The sequence below is a fragment of the Phaeobacter sp. B1627 genome, assembly GCF_006265095.1.
In the GTDB taxonomy this organism is placed as follows: Bacteria; Pseudomonadota; Alphaproteobacteria; order Rhodobacterales; family Rhodobacteraceae; genus Epibacterium.
In genome coordinates this window covers 1-3,010 of record NZ_VCNK01000083.1, presented here as the reverse complement: position 1 = coordinate 3,010, position 3,010 = coordinate 1, and the positions used below count along the sequence as shown (strand labels likewise).

Below are 3,010 nucleotides of genomic sequence, written 5' to 3'. Positions count from 1 at the left end.
TGCCGCGCTCGATCACCGCGCCGGTGGGGGCGCCGCCGGACTGCGAGACGGTGCCGAGCAGGTTTTCGGAATGGACGAACTGCGCCCACCCGCCAAAGCTGTTGCCGGAGGTGCGCACCAGGATCTCGCTGGAGGCATTCGGCGCCGAGGACGACCCGCGCGCGGCGATCTGAACCCCGCGCCCGGCGTTCCGCCGCAGTTGCAACAAAGCGCCGAGGAACGGCCAGCCGTCCGAGGTGTCAATGCTGTAGAGCCCGGCGGGCGCGTCGATTTGCATTGGATCCGCGAGGATCGGCGGGCTGGTGGCCAGAAGCCCCCCTGCCCCCACCCTCAGCAGTTTGCCCGCGCCAGCATCGGCAGCGGTCGCCTGCACCGCCGCGCCCGAGGCCTGCCCGCCCGCCAGGCGCAACTGCCAGTCACCGCCCGCTTTCAGCGCGACCTCATTGGAGGACGGGTTGCCCATGCCGGTGTCCCGATCCCCATCAAACACCACGTCGCCGGTAAAACGCCCCTGCCCAATGGTGTCATAAACACCCTGATAATTGGCGATCAGCGCCTGCAGCGAAGCCGTCAGATCCGCCGTCAGCGACCCGGTCGGGAACGCCGCATAGACCTGCCCGCCCGCCGTTGCGCCCTGATACGGCGTCTTCAATGTGAGCGTCGCCGCGTCGTCCACCGTCAGGATCTCATAGACCCGACCGTCCGGGCCGACCAGGCCCCAGCCATTCTGCAGCCCGCCGTACCAGCTGGTGCCGCTGCCCGTTACGGTGGTGCTGCCGTTGGTCACGCTCACCGTGCCAGATGATGCCCAAGCCATGATGTCTCCTTATGTGACGTGCTTGACGATCCACTCGATGGTGGGGTTTTCGATCCAGGAGAGGCCCTCCAGGACAACCTCGATTTCCAGCCAGACGCGCTGATCGATGCCGGTCGCCCAATGGGGGTCGACCAGATCGCCGGGGTCCTGGCGGTAGCTCAAGGCCGGTTGCGGACGGTCGGCGTTGAACCCGTACCAGCGCGGCCCGTTCAGGACGGTGCATTTGGCGCACCACCAGGCATTGTTGGGGTCAAAGCCGCTAGCCGCCTGGCTGAAGGACTTGATGCCCGCCTCGACAACCACAGAGGCCTCGGTGACAGAGCGCACATCGCGCGACGACACGCGGATCCCGGTGTTCACAAACCGGAACACCGCGCCGTCCCCGACCTGACCGGCGTGGGTGAAGGATCCCGACGCCAGCACCTGATCGCGGGACATGACCACATCTGCCGCCAACACCCGGCCCCGTGCAAAGTCGAGCTTCAGACCCGCCGTCGGGCGACCGTTGCGCTCGGCGTAGTTGTCGCTTTGCAGCGCGTCGGTAATCTGCCCCCGCCCGACCGCAGCCCGGCCAATATAGGCGTTCTCCACGTAGAGACCGGCCGGAAACAGCATCCCGTCAATCACCCGCGGTGACGCGTAGAAGGCAAAGGGCGAGACCGCCCCGGCCCCGCTTGGCGCGGAAATCGTGAAGGCCTCTGCCGCAAAGGCGACAGTGCTGCTGACCGCCCCGTCATTGCCTGCCTCGGCCCCGATCACCATGCCGGTGGCGACACCATTCACATTGACGCGCAGCATATGCCGCCCCAGCACGCCGTCGACGCTTTCCGAGATGCTCTGAACGGTGCTGGTATTGCTGCCGACCGTGGTCGACAGGGACGCCAGCGACTGCGCCTGCGCCGTGATGGTGCCCTCGGCATCCGACATGCGCGAGGTCAGGCTCTGCACCGCCGTCGCCTGATCGCCCTGCGCGGCCTCCACCCCGGTCAGGCGGGCGGTCAGCGACGTGATGGACTGCGCCTGGCTGCTGGTCGTGCCGTCCAGCGATGTGACCCGGCTTGCCAGATGTGAGTGCGCCTGCGCCTGCCCGGCAATCTCGCCCTCGGTGTCCTGCAGACGCGCATTCAGCGTCACCACATCCGAGGCCAGAGCGCTGTCCGCCGCCGCGCGGGTGCGCGTCTCCGCCTGCACCAGCGCCACGGCAGTGTCGATGGACGCGCCCAAGGTGACCCCAAGCGCCGCCACGGCCGCGCGATCCTCGGTGACCCGCGCCCGCAGATCCTGCGTCGCATAGGCGATGTCCTGCTGGACACGCCCGCCGTGCTCATGGGCCTGCAGCAGGTTGGCAAGCGTCTGGACCGCCGCCGCGTCATCGCTGTTCAGAAGGTGCCGGGTGTCCGCAACAGTTTGCGCGATCTGCGCCCCGTCAAGCGCATCGATCTGCACCTCTGCGGTTTGCACGCGCCCCTGCAGGTCCTCATATTGCGACTGCTCGGCCTTCAGCGCAATCGCCGCCGCCGCCGCGTCCAGATCGGCCTCGGCCGTGGACAGCCGCGCGCCCATGCCGTCCACCTCGGTTTGCGAGGCCGACAGCGCCAGCGCCGCCTCTGCCGCGTCCAGATCCACCTGCACCTGGTTGACCTGCATCTGGAGGTCACCCACCAGCGGGATTTGCGAGGGATCGAGAACCGCGCGCGAGATCTGCTCATTGACCCAGGCCTGGGTGGCGGACAGCGACAGGAACGCCTCCGCCGCGTTCAGGCGGAGTTCCGTCTCGCTGATCCGCTCGGCCTCCTGCTCCAGCGCATAGATCCGCACGGTGCCGGTTTCCGGGTCCTGCACGATGCCTGCATCCGACAGCCGCCCGTCCACGTCCGACAGGCGGCTGATCGCCCAGACCACCTGCTCGCCGATGATCCCAACCGCCTCGGCAACGGTGCGCTGTTCGACCCTGCGCAGCTCCAGATCGCGGGCGATCGGGGCGACCACCTCGGCCGTCAGCTCCGCATCAAGCGTAGAGGCCACGCTGGCCGCGTCGGTGCTGATGGCCTGCCAGACGGCGTCGTCCAGAAGCGCGGGCGCGATCCGCACATCCGGGGTGCTGACCGGCAGCCAGGCGCCCCATGCGGTGGCCCGCCTGGAGGCGATGGCCTTGGCCCGGACCTCATAGTCCGCCGCCGGTTGCACCGGCTG

At 68.4% G+C, this 3,010-nt stretch carries 1 protein-coding gene and 1 pseudogene; both read right to left on the bottom strand.

What is annotated here, in order from left to right; genetic code table 11:
- Positions 1-817, bottom strand: a pseudogene (locus FGE21_RS19695) (hypothetical protein); the annotation flags it as partial.
- A gap of 9 nt (positions 818-826) precedes the next feature.
- Positions 827-3,010: DUF1983 domain-containing protein (locus FGE21_RS19690; protein WP_139665098.1), on the bottom strand; the 2,184-nt coding region annotated here is incomplete at its 5' end.